The sequence below is a fragment of the Geitlerinema sp. PCC 9228 genome, from assembly GCF_001870905.1.
Taxonomy (GTDB): domain Bacteria; phylum Cyanobacteriota; class Cyanobacteriia; order Cyanobacteriales; family PCC-9228; genus PCC-9228.
The window spans coordinates 1-917 of the sequence record NZ_LNDC01000205.1 but is presented as its reverse complement, the minus strand read 5'-3'; the positions used below and the strand labels follow the sequence as shown (position 1 = coordinate 917).

At 41.5% G+C, this 917-nt stretch carries 1 protein-coding gene; it reads right to left on the bottom strand.

The window, feature by feature from the left end; translation table 11 throughout:
* Nucleotides 1–244: 244 nt before the first annotated feature.
* Nucleotides 245–917, bottom strand: a 673-nt coding sequence (locus AS151_RS20295) for an Rpn family recombination-promoting nuclease/putative transposase (RefSeq protein ID WP_071518886.1), incomplete at its 5' end; no start/stop codon positions are given.

Genomic DNA, 917 nt, shown 5'->3' with positions numbered 1-917 from the left:
ACCAATCATTTCAAAGAAACTTTCGGGGAATTGTTGGAATAATTGGTAAAATAAATGGTCGGTTTTCATGGGATTGGTTGGAACGAATTTTGATGGGGGCGCGATCGCTTCTTTTTTGCTAGTATCTCTATAAGCGATCGCGTTTACAGAAGTTGAACCGGTAAAAAAAATAGAAAAGGAGACAAAGCCTTATCAAGTAAGCTGTGTCTCCCTGCGTCGATTAAAAAATGAAACCAAACGATAGTTATTCCGAATTGTTGGTCTGTTGTGCGATAATTTGTTGGACTTCTTCTACAGTTAAATTGACTACCTCAGCAATTTCTGATAACGGGAAATCACGATTTAACAAATTCAAAATTACTTCTTTTTTCGTCTCTAACGTGGCTTCAGCTTTCATTTCCTGCGCAAAACGAGTTTTCCTTAAATCGTCGGTGGCAAACATGGTGGCTAATTCCTCCTTGCTTAAATTGGGTAATTTATACAGAACGACTGTTTCTATAAAATCAAGAATTTTCTGCCTCTCTAGCTGGCTGGTAGATTCCGTCTGAACGCGATTGACCAGACGAGACACTGTTGATGGCACTTGTGTGTTACCTTCTACCATCAATTTTACAATCTCCAATCCCAAAGAGCTATTGCTGGGAATTTCTAGTTCGTTGAGGTAGACTCGTTGTATCAGCTCAGAGTTGAGTATGGGAGTATAGGGTTGTGCTTCCCTTTGGGTGAAGTCTTGGTTGCGGCTGGGATAGATGACGACTGCTTGCCACAGTTGTTGGGGATGGTGGCGACGTAGGAAAATGAAGATTTCAGAAAGCAGGCGTGCGTAAATTTCTAGGTCTTTTTTGAATTGAACCTCGATGAAGTAGATGGGAGAATCGATGGCGTTGTCTTTGGGGAGAAAGGCACCATCCATGCGA